Raw genomic sequence first — 13195 nt, forward strand, 5'->3', positions numbered from 1 at the left:
TGAGTGGGAGCGCCCGATGGCCGCCAAAGAAGAAAAGAAGCAGAACGCCTTTGTCGAGACGATCAAGACGATTGTCTATGCGCTGCTGATTGCCGGTGTCTTCCGCACCCTGTTTTTCCAACCGTTCTGGATTCCATCCGGCTCCATGAAAGAGACGTTGCTGGTTGGCGATTTCCTCTTTGTCAACAAGATGGCCTATGGTTATTCCTATGCGTCCTGCCCCAGCCTGATCATGCCGCGCTTTGGGGTGAACATCGATGCCAAGGATATCTGTGGCGTGTTTGACGGCGACAACACCCGGCTGTTTGGCGGTGAGCCTGATCGTGGTGACGTCGTGGTCTTTCGCCACCCTGTGTCCGGTCGCGACTATATCAAGCGCCTGATTGGCCTGCCCGGTGACAGCATCCAGATGCGGGATGGCGTCGTCTACATCAATGGAGAGGCGGCACCGCAGGAGCCTGCGGGCGTTTTCGAAGAAACCATGGAGCCGCAGGGACCGGAAGGCCGCCGTCCCAGATGTGCGAACGGCCCCGTGGGCGACGGCGGTGTGTGCCAGAAAGCCCGCGCGATCGAGACACTGCCGGGCGGCACGCAGCATATCGTTCTGGACATCGGGTTGCAAAGTTCTGATCGCACCGGCGTCTACCGGGTGCCCGAAGGGCATTACTTTTTCATGGGCGATAATCGCGACAACTCCGCCGACAGCCGTCTGGCGCAACAGGTGCAGGGCGTCGGTTTCGTACCCTTTGAGAACCTGATCGGACGGGCGGATCGGATCATGTTCTCTTCCGGCGGGCGGTCCATGCTGTTCTTCTGGACGTGGCGCGGTGATCGTTTCTTCAAGGCGGTCGAGTGAAACTCTCGGCGGAACTGAGGTCTTTTCAGGACCGTCTGGGCCACCAGTTTTCCCGGCCCGAATTGCTGGCGCAGGCGGTGACCCATGCCTCGATGTCTTCGGCCAACCGGGATGACAATCAGCGGCTTGAATTCCTCGGCGACAGGGTGCTTGGGCTGGTGATGTCCGAGGCGCTTCTGGCACTGGATAAAGGTGCCACCGAAGGCCAGTTGGCGCCGCGCTTCAACGCCCTCGTTCGGAAAGAGACCTGCGCGGATGTGGCGCGCCAGATTGATCTTGGCGCCGTGCTGCGCCTTGGCCGGTCGGAAATGCTGTCCGGCGGGCGGCGCAAGCAGGCGCTTCTGGGCGATGGAATCGAAGCGGTGATTGCGGCGGTTTATCTGGACGCGGGCTTCGACGCGGCCAAAGCGTTGATTCTGACGCTTTGGGGGGACCGGGTGCATGAGGTCGAGGATGATGCGCGCGATGCCAAGACCGCCCTCCAGGAATGGGCGCAGGCGCGCGGTTTGCCACCCCCGTCCTACTCTGAAGTGAACCGCTCCGGTCCTGATCATGCCCCCGTCTTCACCATTGCCGCCGCCCTGGAGACCGGCGAGAGTGAACAGGCGACGGCCGGATCGAAGCGGCAGGCGGAACAGGCAGCCGCTGGCAACTTGCTGGCAAAACTGGAGAAAACGCAATGAGCACCCGCGCAGGATTTGTGGCGCTGATCGGCGAGCCTAACGCGGGCAAATCCACCCTGCTCAACCGTATGGTCGGGGCCAAGGTGTCGATCGTGACGCACAAGGTCCAGACCACCCGCGCGCGCATTCGGGGCGTGGCGATGGAAGGCGATGCGCAGATTGTTTTTGTCGACACACCTGGGCTCTTTCAACCCCGTCGTCGGTTGGATCGGGCCATGGTGGCGGCAGCCTGGGGCGGTGCCGCGGATGCCGATGTCGTGGTGCTGCTGGTCGAGGCGCAGCGCGGCGTGACCGAGGGCGTAGAACGCATTCTAGAAGGCCTTGCCGATATCGGGCAGGGCCGCAAAGTCGCGCTGGCCATCAACAAGATTGATCGGGTGCAGGCCGAAGTGTTGCTCGGCCTCTCCAAGGATCTGAACGACCGCTACCTCTTTGTCGACACCTTCATGATTTCTGCGGAACGGGGACATGGCGTGGATGCGCTGCGCCAGTGGCTGGCAACTGAGGTGCCGGAAGGTCCGTGGCTCTACCCCGAGGATCAGATCGCCGACCTGCCGATGCGCATGATCGCCGCAGAGATGACACGCGAGAAACTGACCCTGCGCCTGCATCAGGAATTGCCCTATCAGCTCACGGTGGAGACCGAAAGCTGGGAAGAGCGCAAGGATGGGTCGGCTAAGATCGATCAGTTGATTTACGTTGTTCGAGACGGCCACAAGGGGATCGTCCTGGGCAACAAGGGCGAGACGATCAAGGCGGTGTCAAAGGCCGCCCGGGAAGAGCTGGAAGAGTTTCTGGGCCGCAGGGTGCATCTCTTCTTGCAGGTCAAGGTGCGACCAAACTGGCTGGACGAGGCGGAAAGATACTCCGAGATGGGGCTTGAGTTCAAAGATGGCAACAGCTGAGCCAGTTGTTCCGGCCCACTCTGGCAAACCGGTTTTGATCCGTCAGACAGGGGTGACAGCATCATGGCCCGGCTGACCGCGCGCTTCTGGATCGACGCCTATCTGACCAGATTGCGCGGGCAGGACATCCCGGCCTTCATCGTAAGCCATGGCGATGATACGGCGGGCAGTATCCTCGTGAAACTGAACCGGCTCGACGGGCAGGCCACGGTCTATCAACGCAGCTACAACCTGATGGACGACACGCGCACCTGGGCCATTCTGGAGCAGGGGGACGAGGCGGAGGTGGATGCCAGCATCACCCGGCAGCAAGGCTATGACCCGGACATCTGGGTGATCGAAGTGGAGGATCGGCAGGGGCGTCACCTGCTCGACCAGCCGGGGTTGGACTGATGGAGTGGCGTGACGAAGGGATTTTGCTGAGCACCCGACGTCACGGCGAAACCTCTGCGATCATCGAGGTTTTCACGCCCGAGCATGGGCGACACGCCGGTGTCGTGCGCGGCGGCACAAGCCGCAAGATCGCACCTGTCCTGCAACCCGGCGCGCAGCTTGACGTGACCTGGCGCGCGCGGCTTGAAGATCATATCGGCAGTTTCCAGGTCGAACCGGTGCGCAGCCGCGCTGCCGCCGCGCTGGGGGATCGTCTGGCCTTGGCCGGGTTGAATGCCGTGACGGCCCTGCTGGCGTTTTGCCTGCCGGAGCGGGAGCCGCACAAACGGCTTTACCTGCAGTCCGAGCAGTTGCTGGACCTGCTGGACGCGACGGAGATCTGGCCGCTGGCCTATTTGCGATGGGAGGTCAGCCTGCTGGAGGAAATGGGCTACGCCCTGGAATTGGCCGCCTGCGCCGTTACCGGGCAGACCGACGATCTAGCGTATGTTTCGCCCAAGTCCGGGCGCGCGGTGTCCCGCGGCGCGGCAGGGGATTGGGTGGACAGGCTCCTGCCCCTGCCGGATGTGTTACGCGGCGCTGGTGCGGCGGGTGATGACGAGATCGCACAGGCGTTTGTCACCACCGGGCATTTTCTGAGCGCCCATCTGGCGCAAGACCTCGGGAACAAGCCTTTGCCGGAAGCACGCGCCCGGTTTGTTGACGCCTTCACCCGTCGGCTGTGAACACCATCTTGCGCCCCTCGGCGGTGGACAGGATCAGCGTATCCCCCAGCACTTCGGAGAGTGTCATCTCGCTGAGCGCTGCCAGATAGGTTGTCTCGGCGTCGATGTCCGGGCAGGCAAGTTGCGTCGCCACGATCTCTTGCGCGTCGAACCAGGGGTAGGGCACCGTCATCGCACCCGAATAGCTGTTGCAGGGGGCATCACCGGCAATCTGGCCAGCTTCCGGAAAGCGCAGGTTTGCATCGTAGGGAACGGTCGCGCCGTCTATCTCGATCAGGCGCCAGGTTTTATCGGCGGCGCCATAGGCGGTGACGGTTTCATCGCGGCGGCAGGCGCTCAGCGCCAGCGCAAGCACGATGCAGGCCAGAACACCACGACAGGCTTGGGTCATTTCAGAGCAAGCACCAGATCGATCATCGTGTCATACGCCTTGGCAGGTTTGGTTTTGCCCTGCAGTTGCGGCAATCCGATGAGTGCGGCCAGACAGCTTTGGGCAAACTCCGGGTTTCCGACGCCGAGGTGAGCCAGAAGGCTGGCCATATACGTCAGGCGCTCGGCGTCCACGTCCGACACGACGGCTGCGACCGACGGAGACGTCTGCGCCCATCCGCGAAATGCAGGATCCTGCCTGTCTCGCAACAACCGTTTGCCGAAGGTGCGCAATCGTTGCTCCGCGGCACCGTTCTCGGACAGCGCGGTTGCGATGTCGGACAGCGCGCGCGATTGCCAGTCCTTCAGAACCGCGTCATGCAGCGCGGGCACATCTTTGAAATGCCAGTAGAATGAACCTTTGGTCGACCCGAGCGTCCGGGCAAGAGGCTCCGCTGCGAGAGCTGCAGGGCCCGTCGCCACCAGAGCATCAAGCCCGGCGTCGATCCACGATTGGCGGGTGAGTCGCTTTGCTGCCATGGCCTAGCCATACGCAGCGGCATGTCATGCTGCAAGTGCGAAGACGGTCGCACGCGGTAAACCGCAGTTAACCGCGTGCCAACAGTATTTCGTGCGCGCCAATATGCGCGTTTTTGTGTGGGGTGCCGCGTTTGCCGTCAGCCGAGCAGGCGCCGCGCGATCACCTGCGCCTGAATCTCTGCCGCCCCTTCGAAGATGTTCAGAATGCGGGCGTCGCAGAGCACGCGGCTGATCTTGTACTCCAGCGCAAAACCATTGCCGCCGTGGATTTGCAGGCCGTTGTCCGCCGCAGCCCAGGCAACACGGGCGCCCAGCAGCTTGGCCATCCCGGCTTCCACATCGCAGCGCCGCCCCTGGTCCTTTTCGAAGGCAGAGAAATAGGTCAGCTGCCGCGCGATCATGATTTCGACCGCCATCATCGCCAGTTTGGATGAGACACGCGGGAAGTTGATCAGCGCCTTGCCGAACTGTCTACGATCGAGGCTGTATTGCATGGAGATGTCGAGCGCCGATTGCGCCACGCCGATCGCCCGAGCAGCGGTCTGGATGCGCGCGGATTCGAAGGTTTCCATGAGTTGCTTGAACCCCTTGCCTTCTTCACCACCCAGCAGGTTCTCGCCTTTGACGTGGAAGCCGTCAAACGCCAGCTCGTATTCCTTCATGCCGCGATAGCCCAGCACTTCGATCTCGCCGCCGGTCATCCCATCGGTCGGGAAGGGGTTCGCGTCATCACCGGGCGTCTTTTCGGCCAAAAACATCGACAGGCCTTTGTAATTGGTCGTGTCCGGATCGGTACGCGCCAGCAATGTCATCACATGGGTACGCGACGCGTGGGTGATCCACGTCTTGTTGCCGGTGATCTTGTAGTCCTCGCCCTCCTTGACCGCACGGGTGCGCAGGCTGCCGAGGTCCGAGCCCGTGTTGGGCTCGGTAAAGACCGCCGTGGGCAGCGTTTCGGCCGAGGCAAGACGCGGCAGCCATTTCTCCTTTTGGGCGTCGGTGCCGCCTGCCATGATCAATTCAGCTGCAATCTCGGACCGGGTGCCGAGGCTTCCGACGCCGATGTAGCCGCGCGACAGCTCTTCGGAGACGACACACATGGCCGCCTTGGAAAGGCCAAACCCGCCGTATTCTTCAGGGATGGTCAGGCCAAAGACGCCCATTTCCGCCAGTTCTTCGATCACCTCCAGCGGTATTAATTCGTCCTTGAGGTGCCAGTCGTGGGCATAGGGTTCAACCTTTTCCACAGCGTAGCGCCGGAACTGTTCGCGGATCATCTCAAGCTCTTCTTCGAGACCCGAGGCGCCGGTCGTGATATTTGCCGAATGCTCCTGCATCAATTCCACGAGCCGCGTCCGCGCGGCCTGCGTATTGCCGCCCTGCGTCAGTGTCATGATCGCGGGCTCCATCAGCGCCCGCATATCGGACTGGTCAAGGCCAAGGTCTTGCAGGCGCAGGATCTCACCCTGGTTCATCTGGATGCCGCCATAGATTTGCCAGAGGTATTCGCCAAAGGCGATTTGATGGATCAGCTGTTCGGTTTCCCCAAAGCTGCCCTCGGATTCCAGCTTCTTCGCCCAGTTTTGCATCTGGCGCAGCGCTTGCGCATATGTCGCGATCCAGGCCAATCCGTGCGCTGCCGTTTGATGGGTCTCGATCAGCGCGCCCGACACCCGGTCGCCATCCGTGACCAGTGTTTTCACACGCGCAGTCGCCGTGACAAGCAAGCTGTCCACCGGGGGCAGGGCGGCGGCTGTCAGAGCAAGCAGGTCGTCGAGAATCACTTGGGTGTGCGTCGGTGCGGGTTGTCCATCATGGGGCATCATAACATCCTTCATCGGTTGTGTGTGATGTAGGTCTTTCGCACCTGCAGCGCAACAAAAATGCCGATTGGTGCGGCAATTTGGTCGAAAATTTCGTGACGTTTCTGACGGTATCTGCCTGTGCTCGGTACGTTGCTGGGCGCAACGGCCTATTGAGGGGTATGCAGATATGAAAAACGCCGCTGGCGCGGCGCTGATCAGTCACAAACTCATTAACGATTCTTGGAGTACTAAAGGCGCATCGGAAGGCAGGTGAAACTGTCTACCGATGCGCCGGCCACCAGGGGCTCAGCCCTGACGCGCCACAGTCACACCGGAAACGTCCTCGATGAACGTCACGATGCGTGTCTTGATGGTATCGTCGCGGATGGCAGCCAGTGCCGTGACGATTTCGAGGCTCGGATCGCGACGCTCAGATTTTTCTGCCGACGTATCAAGGCCTTCGAAGAAGTAAGACGTGGGCACATCAAGGATGCGCGACAACTCGTAAAGTCTGCTGGCAGCAATCCGGTTCGATCCGATTTCGTATTTCTGGATCTGCTGGAAAGACAAATCCAACTCGCGGGCGACATCTGTCTGGGACAAACGGCGCATCGTGCGGATCTGCTTCAACTTGCGACCAACGTGAACATCAACTGGATGGGACATAACTATTTAACACCTCTGGTTGTGACTGTTCTCACTTTTCGCGGGAATCAGCGAATCGTTCAACTGAGTACCTTTTTCTTTTTTTTGACTAAAAATGTTCAGGTGATGGGTGAAAAATGTTGCATTACTGGGTGATTTATTTACCATTAGTATTATGAATCGCGTCGTGGACCCGTCGGATACGTCTGAAGCGGTGAAGAAATCCGCTGATTCTCATGGATTGCTCCATGAGATGATTCGGTCGTTCACGACTCTCGCCAGAACGCTGAACCTCAGTCACGCGGTCAAGGAGTTGGGGAGCACCCGGCAAACCGTGCGCCGCCATATCGCGCAGCTCGAAGAGGCGAAGGGAGAGGCGCTGTTCACCGTCGAAGACCGGCAATACGGCTTGACCGAGGCCGGAGAACGCGCATTGCCGGAGGCGCTTGGCATTCTTGCCCGTGGAAACGCCTGGCTGAACAGTAACGTCAGCCACGTGCACGGGCTGCAGCTTTTCAGCTCGGTTCTGCCGGACGGCTGGTGTTTCTGGCAGCAGCAGCATTCACTGGGGCGTGTGTGGGACTCGCCCTCCTGCCTGCAGCGCGAAACGCTGCGCAGTTGGGCCATGGCCGGGGGGGATATCGAATCGCCCTTCATGGAGCACGTGCGCCCGTATCTCATCGTCTACCGTCATACGATCGCAGGATGGATCTGCGTCGAATTTGGCGAAGAATCGTTTTTTGTTAAATGGTTTGGTTGGGCAAAAGCCCGCAGCAGCGTTGGCCGATCTCTCGGGCGCATGCCCGGGGGCGACGACTTTGCGCGCATGCTGGATGAGCCCTTCCACGAGGTCCAGTCGACACAAAGTTTGCGCTTGGACCATGTTTTTACTCTTGTCCCGTCCGAAGCGGATGGGGGCCTGAAACCCGTCAATTATCAACGTCTAATGTTAGGAGGGCGATTCCCTGACGGCAGCCTCGCACTTTATTCCCTTGTCGAGCCTTCGTCCGATATTGAGATATCTGGGCTCGATCATGGCAAGATTGTGCAACCTTCTGCCGATATTATGGTAAATATGGACCCTGCGGACGCAAAGTTCGAGCGTTAAGCACTTATTTCGTCTAACCTTTGCATGGGGATGCTCGTGCAAAGGAGTTTTGGCATGTCTTTTCAAAGTTTGAATGCGGGGACACAATTCGTGGCCACAAGCCGCGATATTCTGCATCAAAACCATATTACAGTCACGATTGGGTCAGATTTCCTTAAGTATCGCGCACTTCTCAAACGGGAACGACCACAGCAGGTGCTGGGGGCGCCGTTTGATCCCGATGTCCACGATCTCAATGAAAAAAACGCCTTCTGGTTGGTCGCGCGCGACGCGGACGGGATGATGATGCACACGCAGGCGTCCCGGCTGATCAACCTGGGCGAGCAGTCGCTGAGTGGCTACATGCTCAAACGGTTCCGGGATTTCCCGCCCGCCATCCCCGATCTCGATCTGAAGCGGTCACGCTACCGCGCCAGCCCCGGTGCAAACCGGATCAAGGGAAACGTGGTGTATCACGGCGAAGTCTGGATGGGGGACACGGGGCCGTATCGCGGCACGGGACTGTCCACGGTGCTTGCGCGTTACGGTATCCACGAAGCAATGTGCCGGTGGGACCCCGACACCATTTTCGGCTTCATGGCGCGTACGGTGGCGTTCAAGGGGTTTGCCGAGCGTATGGGCTATATGCACAACGAGCCGGGCGCGCTGCGATGGTATCGCGAGGGGTCGGACCGGCCTCTTGAAGGTTTCCTCAGCTACCTGACCAATGAAGACACACGGTATTTGCTCGAGATGCCGATCGTCGACGTGGTGGACGTGCCTGAGCCGCAGAAAAAGGCCGCTTGAAACCGCGCGGGCGGCCAGCGGCGATCAGCTGATCGCCGCTGCCTTCACGTCATCATCGATAAAGGGAAGGTACTGTTCGAAGTTGTCCGAGAACATCTTGACCAGCTTTGCGGCCTGCCGGTCGTAGCTCTCCGCGTCATCCCAGGTGCGGCGTGGGTCGAGCAGGATGTTGGGCACCCCTTTCACATCCACCGGCACGTCGAACCCGAAATTCGGGTCCTTGCGGAAGGTCGCGTCTGCCAGTGATCCATCCAGCGCTGCCGTCAGCAGGCCGCGCGTTGCCTTGATCGGCATCCGGGACCCGGTGCCATAAGCGCCGCCGGTCCAGCCGGTGTTCACCAGCCAGCAAGTCGCACCATGGGTTGCGATCTTTTCGCGCAGCAGGTTGCCGTAGACTTCGGGCCGCCTGGGCATGAAGGGCGCGCCGAAGCAGGTGGAGAACGTGGGTTCGGGCTCCGTCACGCCCCGTTCCGTTCCCGCTACTTTGGAGGTAAAGCCCGAGAGGAAGTGATACATCGCCTGGGCTGGCGTCAGCCGAGAGATCGGCGGCAGCACGCCAAAGGCGTCACAGGTCAGCATGATGATGTTCTTGGGATGCCCGCCACGGGCCGAGGCCGACGCGTTGGAGATGTAGTGCAGCGGATAGGCGCAGCGCATGTTGGCGGTCAGGCTGTCGTCTTCGAAATCCAGCTCCTTGGTCTCGTCATCGTAGATCATGTTCTCGATCACGGTGCCGAATTTTTCAGTGGTCGCGTAGATCTCCGGTTCGGCATCCGCGCTCAGGCTGATGGTCTTGGCATAGCAACCGCCTTCGAAGTTGAAGGTGCCGGTGTCGGACCAGCCATGTTCGTCATCGCCGATGAGTGTGCGGGCAGGGTCCGCTGAGAGTGTTGTCTTGCCAGTCCCCGACAGACCGAAGAATACGGCCGTATCCACCGGGTTTCCGTTGGCGTGGTTGGCCGAGCAATGCATCGGCATCACGCCTTTCTCCGGCAACAGGTAGTTCAGCAAGGTAAAGACGGATTTCTTGTTTTCTCCTGCATACTCCGTGCCACCGATCAGGATCAGTTTCTTGTCGAAATTCATCGCGATCACGGTTTCAGAGCGGCAGTTGTGCTTGGCCGGGTCTGCCTGGAAGCTGGGGCAGTTGATGACGGTGAAATCGGCGATGAAATCATCCAGGTCTTCGCGGTCCGGACGGCGCAGCATGTGGCGGATGAAGAGGCCGTGCCAGGCCAGTTCCGTCACCATGCGCACATTGATTGCGTGTTTCGGATCGGAGCCGCCGGTCAGGTCCTGAACGAAATAGTCCTTGCCTTGCATATGCGCGAGCATATCGGCATGCAGCGCGTCGAAGCCTTCGGGCGACATGGCGGCGTTGTTTTCCCACCAGATGGTATCGGCAACGCTGTCCGTTTTCACGACATGTTTATCTTTGGGAGACCGTCCGGTGAACTTGCCGGTCGTTACCAGGAACGCGCCGCCCTTGCCCAGGTTGCCTTCGCCGCGTGCCAGGGCAAGCTGGATGAGATCGGGTTCGATGAGGTTGTAATAGACGGTGCCCGCCCCTTTGATCCCTTGATCTTCGAGCGTGAAGTCCGGGTTTACCCGTCCATGTGTCATCCGTCGTCTCCTAATTACGTCGCCCGGAAGTGGCGCTAGTGCCTCTTAACATGACGTTTTTATCGTTGAACAGGCGGCTTGCGCGCAGTTAGCGCCACCATGGGCAACTTTGTTTCAAGGGGTGCACCCCGCGCTTGCTTTGGCACCAAGACCTTGTCGAAAGCAAAGCAGGAATGTGCGGCAATTTAGCCATTAGTAATCAAGTTATGCCCAAAATGCGGCCAAGCACTGTGCTGATTCGCAGTTAAGGATTGATTCGGAGGGGCAAAAAATGGTCAATACCCCAAAAAATCTAATAAACGAGCAGGACAAGGAAACGGGTAATGTCTAAGATTGCATTGGTGGACGACGACAGGAATATCCTGACGTCGGTATCCATGACGCTTGAGGCTGAGGGTTTCGAGGTAGAAACATACAACGACGGGCAGGCGGCACTTGATGCCTTCAACAAGAAGCTGCCCGATATGGCCGTACTCGACATAAAGATGCCGCGCATGGACGGGATGGACCTGCTGCAGCGGTTGCGTCAGAAGACCGCCATGCCGGTGATTTTCCTCACCTCCAAAGACGATGAGATCGACGAGGTGCTGGGCCTGCGCATGGGTGCTGACGACTATGTGAAAAAACCGTTTTCGCAGCGTCTTCTGGTGGAACGTATCCGCGCCTTGCTGCGTCGTCAGGATGCGGTTGCGGGTGACGTGGTCGCTGATAGCGAAGAAACAAAGGTGATGGAGCGGGGCGATCTGCGGATGGATCCACTGCGTCACGCGGTGAGCTGGAAGGGCAAGGACGTCTCCCTGACCGTCACGGAATTCCTGTTGCTGCAGGCACTGGCACAGCGCCCCGGCTTTGTGAAGTCACGGGATCAGCTCATGGACGTCGCCTACGACGACCAAGTGTATGTCGATGACCGCACCATCGACAGCCACATCAAGCGCCTGCGCAAGAAAATGCGGACCGCGGATGATGAGTTCTCCGCGATTGAGACCCTCTACGGTATCGGCTACAGATATAACGAAGAATAACCGGCGAGATGGCCACGGCCGAGAGGAACTTTGTGCGCGACATGACCCCTCCTGCTTCTCGGGACGGCGATGTCGTTCTGGGCGAAGACTGGGTAACCCCTGAGAGCATCGACGAGAATGAGATACGCGCGACCCGTGAGCGAAGAGGCTGGTTGTCGTTGCGGGGGTCCCCGCTCACGCGCAAGATTGTCACTTTCAATCTGATCGCAATCTGCGTCTTTGTCTCAGGTATTCTATATCTGAATTCGTCGCGCGACAGTCTGGCGAAACAACGCGCAGCGTCCCTCTATTCGGAAGCGGAATTGATCGCCAATACGCTTGAAGTGCAATTGCCCGTCGGTGCCCCGGTCAATCTTGCGACCGGCGATGGTGTGGACGTCATTGCAACACTGGACGAACTCGATCTGCGCAACGGCGTTGAGGTGTTCGTTTTCGACCGGTCCCAACTGTTGGTTGCGAATATCGAAGGACAGCTGGCGACGGATGAGGCCGCAGGTGGGTTCGCCGAAAAAACATACTTGATGGATGGGTTGAGCTGGCTCTGGTCCACATTTTTCACGCCATTTGCAGATGCCAAGCCGACAGACAATATCGAGTTGAGCGACAAGATCAGGCCGATGATCGGCACAAGCCTGCAGGATGGGACCCAGATCCGCTATGAGCTGGACGATGAAGGAGCCACGTTCCTGACGGTCGTGACACCAATCTCGCAAAATGGCACGGCAATCGGTGCGGTTGCCGTGGTCACTGCGGCGGGCGAGATCGACACTCTGGTGCGTGTGGAGCGTGAGCGGGTGTTGCAGATCTTCGTTATCGGGGCGTTGGTTTCGATTGGCCTCAGCCTCGTTCTTGCCTCGACAATTGCCAACCCTCTGGCTGATCTTTCTACCGCCGCTGAACTGGGACGCGACAAGAATGCGCGCAAGATGAACCCCGGTCGCATCCGCATCCCGGATCTTACCGCGCGCCCGGACGAGATCGGTCGGTTGAGCGGGGCCCTGCGCGGCATGATCTCGGCGCTCTACAATCGTATCGACGGCAACGAACAGTTTGCAGCGGATGTCGCCCATGAAATCAAGAACCCGTTGGCGTCGCTCCGCTCTGCCGTTGGAACGCTGCGCATGGTCAAGCGCGACGATCAGCGCGAAAAGCTGCTGGACGTCATCGATCACGACGTGCGCCGGTTGGACCGTCTTGTCAGTGATATCTCGAATGCGTCCCGGCTGGACAGCGAACTGGTCAAGGAAGAGGAAGAGCCCTTTAACGTGCTCTCCACCCTGACCAATCTCGGTCAGTATCTGGGGGAAGATGCGCAATCCAAGGGGATCGATTTTATCACCGATCTGCCGGAGAACCCCATCGTTGTGTATGGGCTGGAAGCACGTTTGGCGCAGGTATTCGTCAACCTGATCACCAATGCAATCTCCTTTTGCGAAGACGGCGACGCGATCCGTGTCTGGGCGCGAAAGAAGGAAAACCGGGTGCTGATCGTGGTGGAAGATACTGGCCCCGGCATCCCGGACCAGGCTCTTTCAAAAATCTTCAAGCGTTTCTACTCGCAGCGCCCGGACGAGCATTTCGGTAATAACTCGGGGCTTGGGCTGGCGATTTCAAAACAGATTGTGGAGGCCCATGGGGGCGTGATCTGGGCAGAGAACATCCGACCCACCGAAGCTGATATTACCTCCGATCCGCTTGGCGCGCGCTTCGTCGTGGGCCTGCCGATCTGAGC

General features: G+C 59.4%; 14 protein-coding genes. 9 read left to right on the plus strand and 5 right to left on the minus strand.

Features of this window, described 5'->3' with window-relative positions; translation table 11 throughout:
- Window positions 1-16 precede the first annotated feature (16 nt).
- From lepB to recO, 5 genes are all read left to right on the plus strand, one after another.
- A complete protein-coding gene (gene lepB / locus ISX84_RS07280; protein WP_195819681.1) occupies window positions 17-856 on the plus strand; it encodes a signal peptidase I in 840 nt (279 codons plus the stop codon).
- The gene (rnc, locus tag ISX84_RS07285; RefSeq protein WP_195819682.1) at window positions 853-1539 is read left to right on the plus strand and encodes a ribonuclease III; all 687 of its coding nucleotides are present in this window, start codon (window positions 853-855) and stop codon (window positions 1537-1539) included. The genes lepB and rnc overlap by 4 nt, the downstream gene beginning before the upstream one ends.
- On the plus strand, window positions 1536-2444 hold the full coding sequence (gene era / locus ISX84_RS07290; protein ID WP_195819683.1) for a GTPase Era: 909 nt from the start codon (window positions 1536-1538) through the stop codon (window positions 2442-2444). Before rnc ends, era begins: the two co-directional genes overlap by 4 nt.
- Before the next feature lie 63 nt (window positions 2445-2507).
- The gene (locus ISX84_RS07295; protein WP_195819684.1) at window positions 2508-2837 is read left to right on the plus strand and encodes a DUF1491 family protein; all 330 of its coding nucleotides are present in this window, start codon (window positions 2508-2510) and stop codon (window positions 2835-2837) included.
- Window positions 2837-3562, plus strand: a complete 726-nt coding sequence (recO, locus tag ISX84_RS07300; protein ID WP_195819685.1) for a DNA repair protein RecO — start codon at window positions 2837-2839, stop codon at window positions 3560-3562. Before ISX84_RS07295 ends, recO begins: the two co-directional genes overlap by 1 nt.
- Here the strand turns inward: recO and ISX84_RS07305 are convergent.
- From ISX84_RS07305 to ISX84_RS07320, 4 genes are all read right to left on the minus strand, one after another.
- On the minus strand, window positions 3546-3953 hold the full coding sequence (locus tag ISX84_RS07305) for an META domain-containing protein (RefSeq protein WP_195819686.1): 408 nt from the start codon (window positions 3951-3953) through the stop codon (window positions 3546-3548). The genes recO and ISX84_RS07305 overlap by 17 nt on opposite strands.
- A complete protein-coding gene (locus ISX84_RS07310) occupies window positions 3950-4471 on the minus strand; it encodes a TetR/AcrR family transcriptional regulator (protein ID WP_195819687.1) in 522 nt (173 codons plus the stop codon). Before ISX84_RS07310 ends, ISX84_RS07305 begins: the two co-directional genes overlap by 4 nt.
- A 137-nt stretch (window positions 4472-4608) precedes the next feature.
- Window positions 4609-6294, minus strand: coding sequence for an acyl-CoA dehydrogenase family protein (locus ISX84_RS07315; RefSeq protein WP_195819688.1), 1686 nt, complete (start codon window positions 6292-6294; stop codon window positions 4609-4611).
- 288 nt (window positions 6295-6582) lie between these two features.
- Window positions 6583-6942, minus strand: a complete 360-nt coding sequence (locus ISX84_RS07320; RefSeq protein ID WP_195819689.1) for a helix-turn-helix domain-containing protein — start codon at window positions 6940-6942, stop codon at window positions 6583-6585.
- A gap of 109 nt (window positions 6943-7051) precedes the next feature.
- Between ISX84_RS07320 and ISX84_RS07325 the strand changes: the two genes are divergently transcribed.
- Together ISX84_RS07325 and ISX84_RS07330 are read left to right on the plus strand one after the other, a co-directional pair.
- Window positions 7052-8029, plus strand: coding sequence for a LysR family transcriptional regulator (locus ISX84_RS07325; protein ID WP_326838715.1), 978 nt, complete (start codon window positions 7052-7054; stop codon window positions 8027-8029).
- Window positions 8030-8083: 54 nt separating this feature from the next.
- A complete protein-coding gene (locus tag ISX84_RS07330; protein ID WP_195819690.1) occupies window positions 8084-8815 on the plus strand; it encodes a hypothetical protein in 732 nt (243 codons plus the stop codon).
- 24 nt (window positions 8816-8839) lie between these two features.
- On the opposite strand, the gene ISX84_RS07335 is transcribed toward ISX84_RS07330, so the two are convergent.
- Window positions 8840-10438 carry a phosphoenolpyruvate carboxykinase gene (locus ISX84_RS07335; RefSeq protein WP_195819691.1) on the minus strand — a complete coding sequence of 533 codons (1599 nt, stop codon included), beginning with the start codon at window positions 10436-10438 and terminating at the stop codon, window positions 8840-8842.
- A 323-nt stretch (window positions 10439-10761) separates the two neighbouring features.
- On the opposite strand from ISX84_RS07335, the gene ISX84_RS07340 reads away from it, so the two are divergent.
- Entirely contained in the window at window positions 10762-11463 is a 702-nt protein-coding gene (locus ISX84_RS07340) for a response regulator transcription factor (RefSeq protein ID WP_195819692.1), read from the plus strand.
- A gap of 41 nt (window positions 11464-11504) precedes the next feature.
- Complete coding sequence (locus tag ISX84_RS07345) at window positions 11505-13193, plus strand: sensor histidine kinase (RefSeq protein WP_229884173.1); 1689 nt, start codon at window positions 11505-11507, stop codon at window positions 13191-13193.
- Window positions 13194-13195 lie beyond the last annotated feature (2 nt).

The sequence above is a fragment of the Roseobacter sp. MH60115 genome, assembly GCF_015644665.1.
Classification (GTDB): Bacteria; Pseudomonadota; Alphaproteobacteria; order Rhodobacterales; family Rhodobacteraceae; genus Roseobacter.

Bases quoted from the DNA above. Each gene is read 5' to 3' on its own strand.
- recO (WP_195819685.1), top strand. From the start codon at position 2,837: ATGGAGTGGCGTGACGAAGGGATTTTGCTGAGCACCCGACGTCACGGC.
- ISX84_RS07320 (WP_195819689.1), bottom strand. From the start codon at position 6,942: ATGTCCCATCCAGTTGATGTTCACGTTGGTCGCAAGTTGAAGCAGATC.
- lepB (WP_195819681.1), top strand. From the start codon at position 17: ATGGCCGCCAAAGAAGAAAAGAAGCAGAACGCCTTTGTCGAGACGATC.
- ISX84_RS07335 (WP_195819691.1), bottom strand. From the start codon at position 10,438: ATGACACATGGACGGGTAAACCCGGACTTCACGCTCGAAGATCAAGGG.
- ISX84_RS07330 (WP_195819690.1), top strand. From the start codon at position 8,084: ATGTCTTTTCAAAGTTTGAATGCGGGGACACAATTCGTGGCCACAAGC.
- ISX84_RS07295 (WP_195819684.1), top strand. From the start codon at position 2,508: ATGGCCCGGCTGACCGCGCGCTTCTGGATCGACGCCTATCTGACCAGA.
- ISX84_RS07340 (WP_195819692.1), top strand. From the start codon at position 10,762: ATGTCTAAGATTGCATTGGTGGACGACGACAGGAATATCCTGACGTCG.
- ISX84_RS07315 (WP_195819688.1), bottom strand. From the start codon at position 6,294: ATGCCCCATGATGGACAACCCGCACCGACGCACACCCAAGTGATTCTC.
- ISX84_RS07310 (WP_195819687.1), bottom strand. From the start codon at position 4,471: ATGGCAGCAAAGCGACTCACCCGCCAATCGTGGATCGACGCCGGGCTT.
- ISX84_RS07305 (WP_195819686.1), bottom strand. From the start codon at position 3,953: ATGACCCAAGCCTGTCGTGGTGTTCTGGCCTGCATCGTGCTTGCGCTG.
- ISX84_RS07345 (WP_229884173.1), top strand. From the start codon at position 11,505: ATGACCCCTCCTGCTTCTCGGGACGGCGATGTCGTTCTGGGCGAAGAC.
- era (WP_195819683.1), top strand. From the start codon at position 1,536: ATGAGCACCCGCGCAGGATTTGTGGCGCTGATCGGCGAGCCTAACGCG.